The organism is Staphylococcus gallinarum (assembly GCF_029774255.1).
In the GTDB taxonomy this organism is placed as follows: domain Bacteria; phylum Bacillota; class Bacilli; order Staphylococcales; family Staphylococcaceae; genus Staphylococcus; species Staphylococcus gallinarum.
On record NZ_CP069082.1, the window covers coordinates 1,379,931 to 1,396,628 of the forward strand.

The window sequence follows — 16,698 nt, forward strand, 5'->3', positions numbered from 1 at the left end:
ACTAAAATTTTGTTTTTTCAGCTAAGAAAGCTTCTAATTCAGAAATTGGCATACGTACTTGTTCCATTGTATCACGGTCACGTACTGTAACTTGTTGATCTTCTAAAGAATCGAAATCAAATGTTATACAATATGGTGTACCGATTTCATCTTGTCTACGGTAACGTTTACCGATAGATTGAGATTCATCAAAGTCAATTGAGAAAGTAGCACTTAAATTCTCGAATACTTTAATTGCTTCGCCTGATAATTTTTTACTTAATGGTAAAACTGCAGCTTTATAAGGTGCTAAAGCAGGGTGGAAACGTAATACTGTTCTTGCATCTTTACTTCCTTCTACACCTTCTTCTTCATATGCATCACATAAGAAAGCAAGTGTAACACGGTCAGCACCTAATGAAGGCTCGATACAGTATGGAATATATTTTTCGCCAGTTTCTTGATCGTGATATTGGAAATCTTCACCAGAATGTTCGCTATGTTTTTTCAAGTCGAAATCTGTACGGCTAGCGATACCCCATAGTTCACCCCAACCAAATGGGAAGCGATATTCGATATCTGTTGTTGCATTTGAATAGTGTGATAACTCATCTTCATCATGGTCACGTAAACGTGTATTTGCTTCACTTAATTTTAAATCTTTTAACCATTGGCTTGCGAATGTCTTCCAATAATTTTGCCATTCAATTTCTTCACCTGGTTTACAGAAGAATTCTAATTCCATTTGTTCGAATTCACGAGTTCTGAAGATGAAGTTACCTGGAGTGATTTCATTTCTAAATGATTTACCAATTTGTCCGATACCGAATGGTAATTTTTTACGCATCGTACGTTGCACATTCTTATAGTTAACAAAGATACCTTGTGCTGTTTCAGGACGTAAAAATATTTCATTAGTTGAATCTTCAGTAACACCTTGGAAAGTCTTGAACATTAAATTGAATTGACGGATATCAGTCCAGTTTGCAGTACCACTGACTGGACAAACAATACCTTCTTCATCAATTATACGTTTCATTTCATCGAAGCTTAAACCATCAGCAACAAAGTTTTCGTCACCTTTTTCATTAGCCATATAATCTTCGATGATTTTATCTGCACGGTAACGGATTTTACTGTCTTTGTTATCAATCATTGGGTCATTAAAGTTACCCAAGTGACCTGAAGCTTCCCATGTTTTTGGATTCATAAGAATAGCAGCATCAATACCAACATTATATGGTGATTGAGTAATAAACTTTTGCCACCATGCTTTTTTCACATTATTTTTTAATTCGACACCTAGTGGACCGTAATCCCATGTGTTTGATAATCCACCATAAATGTCACTACCTGGAAAAACGAAACCTCTATGCTTCGCTAGTTGTACAATTGTTTCCATATCTTTTGCCATTTACAAAATACACTCCTTTTTTACATAAAAACGCCCCAAGACAAAGAAATAAGCCTACAGCTTAAATCCTTATCTTGGGACGAGTTAATCACTTTTAATCACATTAAAATAAATGTGTTCTTATACTAGATAATTGTTAACCCGCGGTTCCACCCAAATTAGTGTGTACACTCGCTTTTAACTATAATTTAATTGTAGCCATTAATCATTGTTAAGCTCTCACTATCCTTAACTCGCTTTAAATATAATTTTAATGTATTGCATGTTTATAAGCAAGTAAATAGATGTATTTGTAGCAATTAATAATAGTATGTATAATTAAGGAGAATGAATAAAGGGGTGAAGACCTATAGAACTGAGTAAGAGACAACAACAAATTGTTGAAATAGTGAAAAGTAACGGTCCAATTACAGGGGAGCATATCGCAGAGAGATTAAATTTAACAAGGGCAACTTTAAGACCTGACTTAGCTATATTAACAATGTCAGGAATCTTGGAAGCTAGACCAAGAGTAGGTTATTATTATTCTGGTAAACCAAAAAATAAATTAATTGCTGACGAATTAAAGCAATATATTGTAAAAGATTATGCATCTCATCCAGTAGTAGTGAAAAATGAGATGTCTATATATGATGCCATTTGTACTCTTTTTCTAGAAGATGTGAGTACATTATTTGTTATTAATAAAAATGGAGATTTCATAGGTGTATGTTCAAGAAAGGATCTACTTAGAGCATCTATGATAGGTGAAGATATTCATACTATGCCTGTAGATATTATCATGACACGTATGCCGAACCTTCATTTTGTATTAGAAGATGAACGTGTCATCCATGCAGCTAACTTAATGATTGAGAAGGAAATTGATTCTTTACCAATCGTAATGAAAAAAGATAACGGTAAATATGAAGTAAAAGGTAGAATTTCAAAAACAACTATAAATAAAATATTTGTATCATTATTTAATGAATAGGTGGTAGTAATCATGGAAAATATAAAGATAATTGTTGCATCTGATTCAGTAGGTGAAACAGCTGAACTCGTTGCTAGAGCATGTATTTCGCAATTTAATCCAAATCAATGCGACAGTGAAATACATAGGTATCCATATATAGAAGCATTGGAAAATGTTGATGAAGTTATTCAAGTTGCTCGAGATACAGAAGCAATAGTAGTATATACGTTAGTTAAACCAGAAATTAGAAAGTATATGGAAGCTAAATTAAAAGAATATGCAATTAAATCAGTTGATATTATGGGACCTTTGATGAATATCTTATTGGATAAAATCGATGAACAACCTTATTTTGAACCTGGTTTAGTACACAGATTAGATGAAGCATACTTTAAGAAAATTGATGCGATTGAATTCGCAGTTAAATATGACGATGGCAAGGATCCAAAAGGCTTACCAAAAGCAGATATAGTATTGTTAGGAATTTCGCGTACTTCAAAGACGCCTTTATCACAATATTTAGCACATAAGAGTTATAAAGTAATGAATATACCAATAGTCCCTGAAGTTACGCCACCAGATGACCTATTTCAAATAGATCCAGCTAAATGTATTGCTTTAAAGATAAGTGAAGAAAAGCTCAATAAAATACGTAAAGAGCGATTAAAGCAACTCGGATTAGGAGATAGTGCAAGATACGCAACAGAACAACGTATAGCAGAAGAATTGAATTATTTTCATGAATTAGTTGAGAGGATAGGCTGTCCAGTACTTGATGTTTCAGATAAAGCAATAGAAGAAACAGCAAATAATATAATCAGCATTATTGAGCAAAATAGTTTCAAAAATAATTAAAAACATTTATACTATTATAATTAATGTTTAATAGGTGATATATTTGCGAATTGATCAAGCAACAATAAATGAAATTAAAGATAAAACTGACATACTAGATTTAGTAAGTGAATATGTGAAATTAGAAAAGAGAGGACGCAATTACATTGGTTTGTGTCCTTTTCATGATGAAAAAACACCTTCCTTTACCGTTTCCGAAGATAAACAAATATGCCATTGTTTTGGTTGTAAAAAAGGTGGTAATGTCTTTCAATTCACACAAGAGATTAAAGGTCTTTCTTTTACCGAAGCTGTTAAAGAATTAGGCGAAAGGGTAAATATAAAGGTAGACACAGGTAGTTCAACCTATGAGGCTGCAGAAGGTCATCAAGTTGCGTCAGATGATTTGAAGATGATTGAAATGCACGAATTAATGCAAGAATATTATCATTATGCATTGAAGAAAACAGTCGAAGGTGAAGCGGCGCTTAATTATTTAAAGGAACGCGGGTTTACAGAGGATTTAATAGATAGTAGAAAAATAGGTTATGCACCGAACAATTCTCATTTTTGTCATGACTTTTTACAGAAGAAAGGTTACGATATACAACTTGCATATGAGGCTGGTTTATTATCAAGAAATGAAGAGAACTTCAGTTATTATGATAGATTTAGAGATAGAATTATGTTCCCGCTAACAAATGCTCAAGGGCGTACTGTTGGTTATTCAGGTAGAACATATACAAATCAAGAACCTAAATATTTAAACAGTCCAGAAACACCTATTTTCCAAAAGCGTAAATTGCTATATAACGTGGATAAGGCACGAAGAGCGATCAGAAAGATTGATGAGATTATATTATTAGAAGGATTTATGGATGTTATTAAATCTGATCAAGCTGGATTGAAACACGTTGTGGCAAGTATGGGTACTCAGATTTCTCAAGAGCATATCACATTTATCAAAAAACTAACGTCGAATGTAACTTTAATGTTTGATGGTGACTTTGCTGGTAGTGAAGCAACATTAAAAACAGGTCAAATGCTCTTACAACAAGGATTGAATGTCTTTGTAGTTCAATTACCTAAAGATATGGATCCTGATGAATACATTGGTAAACATGGGGCTGAAGCTTTTAATTATTATGTAGAGCATGAGAAGAAAGCATTTGTTCTGTACAAAGTTAATTTGCATCAAGCAGAAATCAACAATAATGACCTTGCATACGAACGATATTTAAAAGAAGTGACAATGGATATTTCTTATGTTAAATCAGCAATTCAACGTAAAAAGATATTGCAAGAAGTGTCAGAATTGTTTAAAGTTAGCATGGATAGTCTAATTAATGAAGTAGGACATCAACAAGACAATAGTCAGCCCCAATTTCACCAAGTACCGTCATTACCTCAATTTAATAATTTAACTAAACAGGAAAAGGCGGAACGGGCACTATTAAGACATTTTATGAACGATAAAGATGTTTTTCTTAATTATCATCAATCACTTCAAACTGAAGACTTTACAAATCAATTTTTTAAGCGTATATTTAATGTTTTACGTGAGTTTTACTCAGAAAATGATACGTTCAATATTAGTGATGTGTTACAATACGTCGATTCCAATGAAATTAAAGAAGCATTGATATCATTAGATAACTATATGATCAATGAAGAACCGTATGAGCATGAAATTGATGATTATTTAAACACTATAATATCTAATAGAAATGAAGAAACAATTGAATCACTTAATCATAAGCTCCGGGAGGCTTCTAAATTAGGTGATATGGAATTACAAAAATACTATTTAGAAAAGATTGTAAATTTCAATAAAAATAGAATGAGTTAAATCAAAAATGAATATATTTGTATATTAATGCTATTGACAACATGTATATTGAAGTATTATTCTAAATTAGTTTCATTAATTTTTGTCTTTATAATATTTTAATATCTAGTTGATATTATATTCGGGAGGCCATTTCATGTCTGGAAATAGAGTTAAAATAAAAAAACAAACCATTGATCCATCTTTAACAATAGAAGATGTAAAAAAACAATTAATTGAAAAAGGTAAAAAAGAAGGACATTTAAGTCATGAAGAAATTGCTGAAAAAATGCAAAACTTCGAAATGGATTCAGACCAAATGGATGAATTCTTTGATCAATTAACTGACAATGATATTAGTTTAGTTAATGAAAAAGACAGTTCTGATACTGATGAAAAGTTAAATCCAAATGATTTAAGTGCCCCTCCAGGAGTTAAAATAAATGACCCAGTCCGTATGTATTTAAAAGAAATTGGACGTGTGAATCTTTTAAGTGCACAAGAAGAGATTGAATTGGCTAAAAAAATCGAACAAGGCGATGAAATTGCAAAATCTCGTTTAGCAGAAGCTAACTTACGTCTTGTAGTAAGTATTGCTAAAAGATATGTAGGCCGTGGTATGTTATTCCTTGATTTGATTCAAGAAGGAAACATGGGCTTAATTAAAGCAGTAGAAAAGTTCGACTTCAGCAAAGGGTTTAAATTCTCGACATATGCAACTTGGTGGATTCGTCAAGCGATTACACGTGCTATCGCCGACCAGGCAAGAACGATTCGTATTCCTGTGCACATGGTTGAGACAATCAACAAATTAATTCGCGTACAAAGACAATTATTACAAGATTTAGGCCGTGATCCAGCTCCTGAAGAAATTGGTGAAGAAATGGATTTACCACCTGAAAAAGTAAGAGAAATCCTTAAAATTGCTCAAGAACCAGTATCTTTAGAAACGCCAATAGGTGAAGAAGATGACAGTCATTTAGGTGACTTCATTGAAGACCAAGAGGCGCAAAGTCCTTCTGATCATGCTGCTTATGAATTATTAAAAGAACAATTAGAAGATGTGTTAGATACATTGACTGACCGAGAAGAAAATGTATTACGACTACGTTTTGGTTTAGATGATGGTAGAACGCGTACATTAGAAGAAGTAGGTAAAGTCTTCGGTGTTACTCGAGAACGTATTCGTCAAATCGAGGCTAAAGCGCTTAGAAAATTAAGACATCCAAGTAGAAGTAAACGTTTGAAAGACTTTATGGACTAATTTTTCAGCTCTTTTGTACAAAGTACAAAAGAGCTTTTTACATATCATGTGAGGAGAAACAAGATGATTCCATTAAATCAAAGACTTAAGAATGTAAGTAAGTATATTATTGGAGATTTATTAGCAGATATTGGTTCTGATCATGCATATTTACCAATTTTTGCTATTGAAAATAACTTAACAAAACAGGCTATAGCTGGAGAGGTAATTAAAGGACCGTTTGAAGCTTCTCAAAGAAGTGTTGCTGAGCATCAACTTGGGAAAGTAATTGATATAAGATTAGGTGATGGTTTATCTGTATTAGAGGACTCAAATAACGTCACGACAGTGACAATCTGTGGCATGGGCGGACCTCTAATTGCTAAAATTTTAAATGAAGGTCAGTTCAAACTTAATAATAAACCACGTTTGGTGTTACAGAGTAATGTGCAATCTAGTGCAATCAGAAAGTTATTACCTAATTTAGGATATACAATTACCAATGAAGAAATTTTTGAAGAAAAAGGACATATATATGAAATAATTGTTGCAGATTTTAGTGAGCATCCAGGTACAATGACTGAGCAAGCATTAAAATTTGGCCCGGTATTATTGTTGAATAAAAATGAATACTTTTATAAAAAATGGCAACACGAAAAGGATGCATTATTAAAAATTAAAAGTAATTTGAATGAGCAACAACATGCAACTCGATTGGATGAGATTAATAAAGAAATTAATTTGATTAATGAGGTGTTATAAATGAAAATAAGTGATTTATTAAAGGTAATTAATAATCATGTACCATTTACAACAGCAGAGTCGTGGGACAATGTTGGTTTACTTATTGGTGATGAAAACGCTGAAATAACAAGTATTCTCACTGGACTGGATTGTACTGTTGATGTAGTTAATGAGGCTATTGAATTAGGCGCAAATACAATTATTTGTCATCATCCATTAATATTCAAAGGTTTAAAACAAATCAATGAACAAGATGGTTATGGAGCAATTATTCGTAAAATCATTCAAAATAACATTAATTTAATTGCTATGCATACAAATTTAGATGTTTATCCAAAAGGCGTAAATGCTATGTTAGGAGAAAAGTTAGGTTTACAAAATATGCGAATTTTAAACCCTGAAGTGATAACCTATTATAAGGTACAAGTTTTTATTCCTGAAGCAAATCTAACAGATTTTAAAAGTAAATTGAGTAAGTATGGTCTTGCTCAAGAAGGTGACTATGAATATTGTTTCTTTCAAAGTCAAGGAACTGGACAATTCAAACCAGTTAATGGTGCGAATCCTTATTTAGGTACGATGAATGAAATTGAATCAGTTAATGAAATGAAATTAGAATTTATGATTACAGAGCAGCAGCAACAGTTAGCAATAGATTTAATTAACCAATATCATCCATATGAAACCCCAGTATATGACTTAATTCAACTTACAAGAGAAGCTGATTATGGATTGGGCATGATTGGTAAACTTACTCAATCTTACAACGTGCCAGACTTTGTACAATATGTAAAAGAACAATTAAATATGCCGAGTGTACGCTTTATAGGCAATAACCACTCACATATTGAAACTGTAGCAATTATTGGTGGTTCAGGTATTGGATATGAATATTTAGCTGCTAGTAAAGGGGCAGATCTATTTATTACAGGAGATATTAAACATCACGATGCATTAGATGCGAAAATTGATGGCGTGAATTTACTTGATATTAACCATTATAGTGAATATGTTATGAAAGAGGGATTAAAAGCATTACTAATAAATTGGCTTGCAGAACAAGATCAAACAGTGAAAGTAAATGTATCCCAAATTAATACAGATCCGTTTACTTATTATTAAATAATGTCGATTTAATAAATAAGTTTAACTATAATTAGCTTGACGGTTATGGTATTTTCAATATTTATTTAATTTTGTTCAAAATTACTAACGAATGCTTTATAATAGAAAAGATGAAGATTTAAGGAGGCCAAGACATGGCGAATCACCCATTTGAAAATTTTAAGTTAGAACCAAGTCTGATTGATGCTGTGAAGGATTTGAATTTTGATCAACCAACTGAAATTCAAACAAGAGTAATTCCGAAGATAATAAAACAATCAAACTTGATAGGTCAATCGCAGACAGGTACTGGTAAATCACATGCCTTTTTACTACCTCTGTTGAATAATATAGACATTAATATAAATGAACCACAAGCGATTGTAGTAGCACCTACAAGAGAATTAGCTCAGCAACTATTTGACGTAGCGAGTCACTTAGCAAAGTTTAAAGATCAAGTGTCTGTTAAATTGTTTATTGGTGGTACTGATATCGAGAAAGATAAACAACGTGCTAAGAATCAACCACAATTAGTTATTGGGACACCTACACGTATTAATGATTTAGCAAAGCATGGTGACTTACATGTACATTTAGCGTCATATTTAGTTATCGATGAAGCAGATTTAATGATAGATTTAGGATTAATTGAAGAAGTAGATCATATTGCTACAAGATTAGACGAATCTGCACATATTGCAGTGTTTAGTGCGACGATTCCTAAATCATTACATCCATTTTTAAATAAATATTTAGAAAATCCTGAATTTGTTGAGATTGAACATACACAGAAAAATAAAAAGAATATTGAATTTTATCTAATTCCAACAAAAGGTGAAGATAAGGTAGAAAAAACATTACGTTTAATTGATATACTTAATCCATATTTAAGTATCGTCTTTTGTAATAGTAGAGAAAGTGCGGATGAGTTAGCTGCACAGTTAAATGCTTCTGGAATAAAAGTGGGTATGATTCACGGTGGTTTGACACCGAGAGAACGTAAACAACAAATGAAACGTATTCGTAATTTAGAATTTCAATATGTTATCGCGAGTGATTTGGCTTCGAGAGGTATTGATATTGAAGGCGTAAGCCATGTTATTAACTTCGATGTTCCAAATGATATTGATTTCTTTACACATAGAGTGGGTAGAACGGGTCGAGGTAATTATAAAGGTGTTGCCATAACACTATATAGTCCAAATGAAGAAGATAATATTAGTTTAATTGAACAGCAAGGTTATCATTTTGAAAATGTAGACATTAAAGATGGCGAACTTAAACCAATTAAGGCACATAATACACGTCAAACACGTAAGAATAAAGATGATCATTTAACAAATGAATTAAAGCATAAAGTTAAAAGAAATAAGAAAAAGGTTAAACCTGGTTATAAAAAGAAATTCAAACGTGATTTAGATCAATTAAAACAAAAAGAACGTAGACAACACAGTAAACAACAAAGAAGACAAGAAAGAAAAAATAGAAAGGGGTAATTCAACTTATGTTATTAGGCTCACATGTTTCTATGAATGGTAAAAAAATGTTACAAGGTTCAGCAGAAGAAGCGACTAAATTAGGTGAATCTACTTTCATGATTTATACAGGGGCTCCTCAGAATACACGTAGAAAGCCGATTGAAGAATTAAATATCGAAAAAGGCCATGAAGTGATGCGTGAAAATGGGTTGTCAAATATTGTAGTGCACGCACCTTATATAATCAACATTGCAAATACATTAAAACCTCATGTATTTGAGCTTGGAGTAGAGTTTTTACAAAGCGAGATCGAACGTACACAAGCTTTAGGTGCTAAGGATATTGTATTGCATCCAGGATCACATGTTGGCGAGGGAGCAGATGTTGGTATTAAGAAGATTATCGAAGGGTTAAATGAAGTACTTACCAATGATAATGATGTTCGAATCGCATTAGAAACGATGGCTGGGAAAGGTTCTGAAATTGGTCGTAGTTTTGAAGAAATCGCACGAATTATTGATGGTGTAAACCATAATGAAAGACTATCTGTATGCTTTGATACTTGTCATACCCATGATGCTGGCTATAATGTCAGAGAAGATTTCGATGGCGTTTTAAATGAATTTGATAAGATTATTGGTGTTGACCGCATTAAAGTTGTCCATGTGAATGACAGTAAAAATGATATTGGCGCACATAAAGATAGACATGAAAATATCGGTTTTGGTTATATTGGTTTCGATGCATTAAATTATGTAGTACATCATGAAACATTTAAAGATATTCCAAAAATTTTAGAAACACCATTTGTCGGTGAAGATAAAAAGAATAAACGACCACCATACAAACATGAAATTGAAATGTTGAAAAAACAACAATTTGATGCTGATTTAAAAAATAAAATAATGAGCGAATAAACAGATGAACTACTTTTAATTCTATTGTGTAGCGATTAGAAATATATATTTTTGACGCAATTACAACTGATTAAAGGTAGTTTATTTTAATTCGTAAACATTACTATTTACATAATGTTTTTCACGTTGTATAGTATAGAACGAGGTGAAAACATGTCTACTCCTGTATTTGAATTGAATAATATTGATTACTATTTTGACAATAAACATGTATTAGAAAACATTAATATAAAAATAAATCGCGGTGAATTTTTAGCCATTGTAGGTCCAAATGGTGCAGGAAAGTCAACTTTATTAAAGATTATCCTAGGCCTTTTACCTATTCAAAAAGGTAAAATTTATGTTGATGGTATAGATTATAATGGTAAACAATCTATGTTAAAAATTAGTTATGTATCGCAGAAAGCACAAGCATTTAAGTCTGGCTTTCCAGCAAGTGTTAAAGAGGTGGTCCTAAGCGGATTAACCAAAAGAAAAAAATTATTTCAGCGCTTTAACAAAGAAGATGAAAAAAAGGTTGCAACTGTATTACAGCGTTTGAATATATCAAACTTAATTGATAAAAATATTGCTGAATTATCTGGTGGACAACAACAGCGTGTATTAATTGCTCGTGCATTAATCAGTGAGCCATCAGTACTAATATTAGACGAACCAACAAATGGTATCGATGCTAAACATGTAAGTGAATTTTATGAAACATTACAACGATTAAAGCAAGAAGGCGTTACAATTATCTTGGTAACACATGATATTGGTGTTGTTGCTGATACCGCAACTGAGGTTGCTTGTTTAAACAAACACCTTCACTTCCATGGTTCAACTGAAGAGTTTAAATCTTTAGATGAGGTAGAAATTTCAAAAATTTATGGTCATCCTATACAATTCGTAGATCACCAACATAATAGGGAGTGTTGTTCATCATGATAGAAGCGTTATTAAACTTCGATTTTATGCGCTATTCACTATTAAGCGGATTGCTAATAGGGTTTATTGCACCATTAATCGGTGCATTCATTGTTGTGAAGCGTTTATCACTTATTGCAGACGCATTGAGTCATGTGACTTTAGGTGGTATATCCTTTGGTATGTTTATCATTACAATCGCTCCGGTGTTAACGTTTATAAATCCAATTTGGTTTGGTATATTATTTGCTGTTATTGGCGCTATACTAATCGAGAAACTTCGTACGTCTTATAGTAATTATCAGGAAATTGCTATTCCTATTATTATGAGTACTGGTATTGCCTTAAGTGCGATTTTTATATCTTTAGCAGACGGGTTTAATCAAGAGGTCGTTGGACTATTATTTGGTTCTATAAGTGCCGTTACGAAAAGCGATGTACTTACGATTGTTGCAATTGTAGTCATTGTACTAGTGTTCATCATCTCTTTTTATAAGGAAATGTTTATACTCGTTTTCGATGAAGAATATAGTAAAGTGATAGGGATTCCAAAATGGATACAGTTGATGTTTATTGTCATTGTAGCAATGGTTATCTCTGCATCGATGCGTGTCGTAGGTATATTATTAGTTAGTGCATTAATAACATTACCTGTAGCTATCTCTATACGCATCACAAAAGGATTTAAACAATTAATTATACTAAGTATTATCATTGGTGAATTATCAGTTGTAGGTGGGTTAATACTTGCATTTTATATTAATATCTCGCCGGGTGGAGTCATTGTTGTCTTACTTGTATTAATGCTTGCTTTAACAATGCTTATTCAAAAATTAAGAATAAATTCTATGAAAGGATCTGTTGAAAATGAAAACTGATGACGCAATTAGTATTTTAAAAAAGAATGGACATAAATATACAGATAAAAGAAGAGAAATGTTAGATATTTTTGTCAAAGAAGATAAATATATAAATGCTAAGCATATTCAACAAAAAATGGATTACACATATCCAGGTATTTCTTTTGATACAGTGTATAGAAACCTGCATTTATTTAAAGAATTAGGCATCGTTGAAAACACAGAATTAGACGGAGAAATGAAATTTAGAATTGCCTGTACAAATCATCATCACCATCATTTTATTTGTGAAGTATGTGGGGACACTAAAGTAATAGATTTTTGTCCAATAGATGAAGTTAAATCATTCTTACCAAACGTAGAAATTCATACACATAAATTGGAAGTGTATGGAATTTGTGAAGCTTGTAAGCAAGCGTAATAATTATAATTGGTGTAATTTGACATTTATTTCTTAGATATACAATCAAATGAACAATAAAACATAGGTCATTAGTATGAATTAGTTTGAATTTTGAAAATAGTTGGTTTATGATGTTTAAATATTCTCATTTTGAGATATACTTATATTGTAACTAAAGATGACAAACATCATGCTATGACATTTATATTTTACTTTTAAAAGCAAATTAATTGTTGTCATTTGTATAAGTTGTTATGCTTTATTTAAAGATTAATTAGGAGGATGATTATTTATGGCTTTTGAATTACCAAATTTACCTTATGGTTTCGACGCGTTGGAACCTAATATTGACAAAGAAACTATGGAAATCCACCATGGTAAACACCACAACACTTATGTAACTAAATTAAATGCTGCAGTTGAAGGTACTGATTTAGAATCTAAATCAATCGAAGAAATTGTTGCAAACTTAGACAGTGTACCAGAAAATATTCAAACAGCTGTTAGAAATAATGGTGGTGGACACTTAAACCACTCATTATTCTGGGAATTATTAACTCCTAACTCTGAAGAAAAAGGTACTGTAGTTGATAAAATTAAAGAACAATGGGGTTCTTTAGATGCATTTAAAGAAGAATTTGCAGATAAAGCTGCAGCACGCTTTGGTTCAGGTTGGGCATGGCTAGTTGTAAATAACGGTAACTTAGAAATCGTTACTACACCTAACCAAGACAACCCTATTACTGAAGGTAAAACACCTATCTTAGGTTTAGATGTATGGGAACATGCATATTACCTTAAATATCAAAACAAACGTCCAGATTATATCAGTGCTTTCTGGAATGTTGTTAACTGGGAAAAAGTTGACGAGTTATATAACGCTGCAAAATAATTTATGTATGCGCTAATGACGGCCTTTATAAAGGTCGTCATTTTTTTTAGTAAAATAATAGAAATAATCTTAAATTTCATATATCATTTATTATGAGAACTTTTGAATAGAGGTATGTTATTGTGTTAAAAAGATTAAAAGAAAAATCGAACGATGAAAAGATCATGAATGTCATGAACAAAAGAATTGGCTTTATATTTGGAGTTATTGTATTCATCTTCGCAATAATCGTATTAAGGTTGGGTTACTTGCAAATAGCACAAGGTTCTCATTATAAGCAACTCATTAAAAATAGTGAAAATTTAACTATTAATGAGGCTGTACCCAGAGGACGCATATTAGACAGAAACGGTAAAGTACTAGTAGATAATGCGTCGAAAAAAGCTATTACATATACGCGTGGCAGAAAGACTACACAAGCTGAGGTGTTAAAAACTGCTAAGTCTTTATCCGACTTAATCAAGATGGATACGGATAAGATTACCGACCGCGATAAGCAAGACTATTGGATACAAATCCATCCGAACAAAGCTAAGGATTTAATGAAGAACGAACAGCAAATGCTTGACGATGGTAGTATTTCTCAAGATGATTATGATGAAACTTTGTATAAAAAAATAGGAAAAAAACAAATGGATTCATTATCTAAAAAGGATTTACAAGTATTAGCAATTTATCGTCAAATGATGTCAGGGTCTGCACTTGATCCACAAACAATTAAAAATGATGATGTATCAAACAAAGAATACGCAGCAGTTTCACAAAAATTATCTGATTTACCTGGTGTGAATACTACGACTGATTGGGATCGTACATATCCATATAAAAACACGTTAAGAGGTGTGTTTGGAGATGTTTCTACAACTGAAGAAGGGATTCCTAAAGAATTAACCGAAAAATATTTAGCTAAAGGTTACTCTCGTAATGATCGCGTCGGAAAATCATATCTAGAATATCAATATGATGATATTTTAAGAGGCAAAAAGAAAGAAATGAAGTACACTACTGATAAGTCAGGAGATGTCATTGATTCTAAAGTGGTTAATCCTGGGTCACGTGGTGACGATTTAGTATTAAGTATCGATATTGATTTGCAACGTAAAACTGAAAAGTATTTGGAGGAACAAATCCAAAAATTACGTAGTGAAGGTGCCAAAGATATGGACAATGCACTAATGGTTGTTCAAAATCCTAATAATGGTGATATCTTAGCTATGGCAGGTAAGCAAATTGATAAAAATGGTGATTTGACAGATTATGACATAGGAACATTTACATCACAATATGCTGTTGGTTCATCCGTTAAAGGTGGAACATTATTAGCAGGTTATCAGAATAATGCAATCAATGTTGGTGAAGAAATGGTCGATGAACCATTAAAATTTGCTGGCGGTCTATCTAAACATTCTTACTTCAACCAAGATGGTAAGGTAACGATTAATGATAAAGAAGCACTGATGCATTCATCTAACGTATACATGTTTAAAACAGCATTGAAGATGGCTGGTGCCCCTTATACACCTAATATGACACTACCTTCAGATATAACAACTGCAGGACAAAAATTACGTAAAGGTCTTAATCAGGTTGGACTAGGAGTTAAAACCGGAATTGATTTGCCAAATGAGACAAGTGGTCAAACCGAGCCTTTAACAAATAATCCTGGTAACTATCTTGATTTAGCAATTGGACAATATGATACGTACACACCATTACAGTTATCACAATACGTTTCTACAATTGGTAATAATGGCTATCGTATACAACCGCATATTGGTTTAGAAGTTAGAAAGGCAACAAACAAAGATTCATTAGGTCCAGTTAAATCTAAAATAAAAGGTACTGTGTTAAATAAAGTGAATAATAGCCAGAATGAACTTGACGAAGTAAAAGATGGTTTTTATATGGCATTTAACAAGCAAGAGGGTACTGGTTATCAAAGTTTCAAAAATACTGACGTACCATCAGCTGGTAAAACAGGTACTGCTGAAGTATTCCAAGACGGCAAACCTAGAGTAAATTCAACATATATTGGATATGCACCAGCTAATAACCCTAAACTTGCATTTTCTATCGTCTATACAAATCAACCTGTACCAGAGCCTTGGTTAAACGGTGGTGATTTAGGTAGAGATGTTATAAACTATTACTTCAAGAATAAGGATAAAGATTAAATTTATTACGATAAAATATATCTTAGACACTGTTATAATCGTCTTTAATAAAAAATAATACTTTTCAATTTTATAACTAAATGGTATGATAAATAGGTCGTATTTTGAAAAGGTAAGGAGGAATTAGCATGCGCGTAAACGTAACACTTGCTTGCACAGAATGTGGAGAAAGAAACTACATTACTAAAAAAAATAAACGTACTAATCCTGAACGTATTGAAATGAAAAAACACTGTGCTCGTGATAACAAACATACATTGCACCGTGAAACAAAATAATAATTATTTTAGACCAGATTCTATCTTTAGAATCTGGTATTTTTTTGTAAAATATGAATTTTATTCTTTTTAATAATTCACTTTAATGACATTATAATTCATTAACGTTATAATATTAACAGTATGTATTAGGGGAAGGTGTTCTAGTGAGTAAGAAAATATTACGCCATAGCAAATTAAGTACAATGAATGATTTCAAAACTAATGAAAACAAACCATCAATTGATAAAGAATTAGCCAAACGTTTATATGATACTGAGGAATATAAACAGGCCAAACGAGTTGGTATTGTTTTATCTATGGAACATGAAGTTGATACATATAATATAATTACAGATATGTTAAGAGATAATAAACACGTATTCGTACCCGAAACAGATTATATAAATAAAACAATGCATTTTAAGGCGCTATTAAATCTAGATAATATTGGTCCAGATGATAAAGGGATAAATCATGTCAAAGATGACACTGAAATTACTGATAATTTAGATTTACTTATCGTTCCAGGCGTAGTATTCAATCAGATGGGGTACCGAATCGGTTATGGCGGCGGTTATTTCGATAAATTTTTAAGTCGCAATAAGCAACAGACTATAAGTTTAATATATGATTTTCAACTGAGTAACTTTGAACCTGAAAACCATGACCAACCAGTTGAGAAATTAATAATTGCTACAACTAAATAA

At 32.0% G+C, this 16,698-nt stretch carries 16 protein-coding genes; 15 read left to right on the forward strand and 1 reads right to left on the reverse strand.

Annotated elements, in window-relative coordinates; genetic code table 11:
- Window position 1: 1 nt before the first annotated feature.
- Window positions 2–1,393 carry a glycine--tRNA ligase gene (locus tag JN168_RS06480; RefSeq protein ID WP_042738568.1) on the reverse strand — a complete coding sequence of 464 codons (1,392 nt, stop codon included), beginning with the start codon at window positions 1,391–1,393 and terminating at the stop codon, window positions 2–4.
- A 349-nt stretch (window positions 1,394–1,742) separates the two neighbouring features.
- Here JN168_RS06480 and ccpN point away from each other — a divergent pair, with 349 nt between their 5' ends.
- The 15 genes from ccpN (at window position 1,743) to JN168_RS06555 (ending at window position 16,698) form a co-directional block, all read left to right on the forward strand.
- Window positions 1,743–2,366 (forward strand): transcriptional regulator CcpN, encoded by a 624-nt coding sequence (gene ccpN / locus JN168_RS06485; RefSeq protein WP_082039184.1) that lies wholly within the window; start codon window positions 1,743–1,745, stop codon window positions 2,364–2,366.
- Window positions 2,367–2,378: 12 nt separating this feature from the next.
- The gene (locus tag JN168_RS06490) at window positions 2,379–3,203 is read left to right on the forward strand and encodes a pyruvate, water dikinase regulatory protein (RefSeq protein ID WP_042738569.1); all 825 of its coding nucleotides are present in this window, start codon (window positions 2,379–2,381) and stop codon (window positions 3,201–3,203) included.
- Window positions 3,204–3,246: 43 nt separating this feature from the next.
- Window positions 3,247–5,031 carry a DNA primase gene (gene dnaG / locus JN168_RS06495; RefSeq protein ID WP_232138628.1) on the forward strand — a complete coding sequence of 595 codons (1,785 nt, stop codon included), beginning with the start codon at window positions 3,247–3,249 and terminating at the stop codon, window positions 5,029–5,031.
- 136 nt (window positions 5,032–5,167) lie between these two features.
- Window positions 5,168–6,274 carry an RNA polymerase sigma factor RpoD gene (rpoD, locus tag JN168_RS06500; protein ID WP_042738571.1) on the forward strand — a complete coding sequence of 369 codons (1,107 nt, stop codon included), beginning with the start codon at window positions 5,168–5,170 and terminating at the stop codon, window positions 6,272–6,274.
- A gap of 63 nt (window positions 6,275–6,337) precedes the next feature.
- Window positions 6,338–7,015: a tRNA (adenine(22)-N(1))-methyltransferase gene (locus JN168_RS06505; RefSeq protein ID WP_042738572.1), complete on the forward strand. Its 678-nt coding sequence runs from the start codon at window positions 6,338–6,340 to the stop codon at window positions 7,013–7,015.
- Window positions 7,016–8,119 (forward strand): Nif3-like dinuclear metal center hexameric protein, encoded by a 1,104-nt coding sequence (locus JN168_RS06510; protein ID WP_042738573.1) that lies wholly within the window; start codon window positions 7,016–7,018, stop codon window positions 8,117–8,119.
- A gap of 137 nt (window positions 8,120–8,256) precedes the next feature.
- A complete protein-coding gene (locus JN168_RS06515) occupies window positions 8,257–9,597 on the forward strand; it encodes a DEAD/DEAH box helicase (RefSeq protein ID WP_042738574.1) in 1,341 nt (446 codons plus the stop codon).
- 8 nt (window positions 9,598–9,605) lie between these two features.
- A complete protein-coding gene (locus JN168_RS06520; RefSeq protein ID WP_042738575.1) occupies window positions 9,606–10,496 on the forward strand; it encodes a deoxyribonuclease IV in 891 nt (296 codons plus the stop codon).
- 153 nt (window positions 10,497–10,649) lie between these two features.
- The gene (locus JN168_RS06525; RefSeq protein WP_042738576.1) at window positions 10,650–11,423 is read left to right on the forward strand and encodes a metal ABC transporter ATP-binding protein; all 774 of its coding nucleotides are present in this window, start codon (window positions 10,650–10,652) and stop codon (window positions 11,421–11,423) included.
- Window positions 11,420–12,280 (forward strand): metal ABC transporter permease, encoded by an 861-nt coding sequence (locus tag JN168_RS06530; RefSeq protein WP_042738577.1) that lies wholly within the window; start codon window positions 11,420–11,422, stop codon window positions 12,278–12,280. Before JN168_RS06525 ends, JN168_RS06530 begins: the two co-directional genes overlap by 4 nt.
- Window positions 12,270–12,683 (forward strand): Fur family transcriptional regulator, encoded by a 414-nt coding sequence (locus JN168_RS06535; protein WP_042738578.1) that lies wholly within the window; start codon window positions 12,270–12,272, stop codon window positions 12,681–12,683. Before JN168_RS06530 ends, JN168_RS06535 begins: the two co-directional genes overlap by 11 nt.
- A 274-nt stretch (window positions 12,684–12,957) precedes the next feature.
- Entirely contained in the window at window positions 12,958–13,557 is a 600-nt protein-coding gene (locus JN168_RS06540) for a superoxide dismutase (protein ID WP_042738579.1), read from the forward strand.
- A gap of 122 nt (window positions 13,558–13,679) precedes the next feature.
- Window positions 13,680–15,731 (forward strand): peptidoglycan D,D-transpeptidase FtsI family protein, encoded by a 2,052-nt coding sequence (locus JN168_RS06545; RefSeq protein ID WP_042738580.1) that lies wholly within the window; start codon window positions 13,680–13,682, stop codon window positions 15,729–15,731.
- Between the two features lie 128 nt (window positions 15,732–15,859).
- Window positions 15,860–16,009, forward strand: a complete 150-nt coding sequence (gene rpmG, locus JN168_RS06550; RefSeq protein ID WP_042738581.1) for a 50S ribosomal protein L33 — start codon at window positions 15,860–15,862, stop codon at window positions 16,007–16,009.
- Between the two features lie 146 nt (window positions 16,010–16,155).
- The gene (locus tag JN168_RS06555; RefSeq protein ID WP_042738582.1) at window positions 16,156–16,698 is read left to right on the forward strand and encodes a 5-formyltetrahydrofolate cyclo-ligase; all 543 of its coding nucleotides are present in this window, start codon (window positions 16,156–16,158) and stop codon (window positions 16,696–16,698) included.